General features: G+C 73.2%; 1 pseudogene. It reads left to right on the top strand.

What is annotated here, in order from left to right:
* A pseudogene (locus tag D7Y13_RS44345) lies at positions 1 to 400 on the top strand (ATP-dependent DNA ligase); the annotation flags it as partial.

Below are 400 nucleotides of genomic sequence, written 5' to 3' on the forward strand. Positions count from 1 at the left end.
GGCGCATCGCGTCGCCGGCTACTGGAACGAGCTCGACACGCAGAGCCGCTTCCTGCTCAACAAGCTCATCGGCGGCAGCTTCCGGGTCGGCGTCAGCAAGCTGCTCGTGCAGCGGGCGCTCGCCGAAGGCTCGGGCGTCGACGCCAAGCGCGTGGCGCAGCGCATGATGGGCTACACCGACGGCCGCGTCGCGCCGACGGCCGAGCGCTACGCGCGCCTCACCGCCGAGGGCGACGAAGGCGCCGTCGACCTCGGCCAGCCGTACCCGTTCTTCCTCGCCCACCAGCTCGACCTGCCGCACCCCGCGTTCGCGGCCCGTCTCGGCGAGCCCGACGGCTGGCTCGTCGAGTGGAAGTACGACGGCATCCGGGCCCAGGTCGTGAGGCGCGGCGGCCAGGTG

The organism is Corallococcus praedator, assembly GCF_003612125.1.
Lineage (GTDB): Bacteria > Myxococcota > Myxococcia > Myxococcales > Myxococcaceae > Corallococcus > Corallococcus praedator.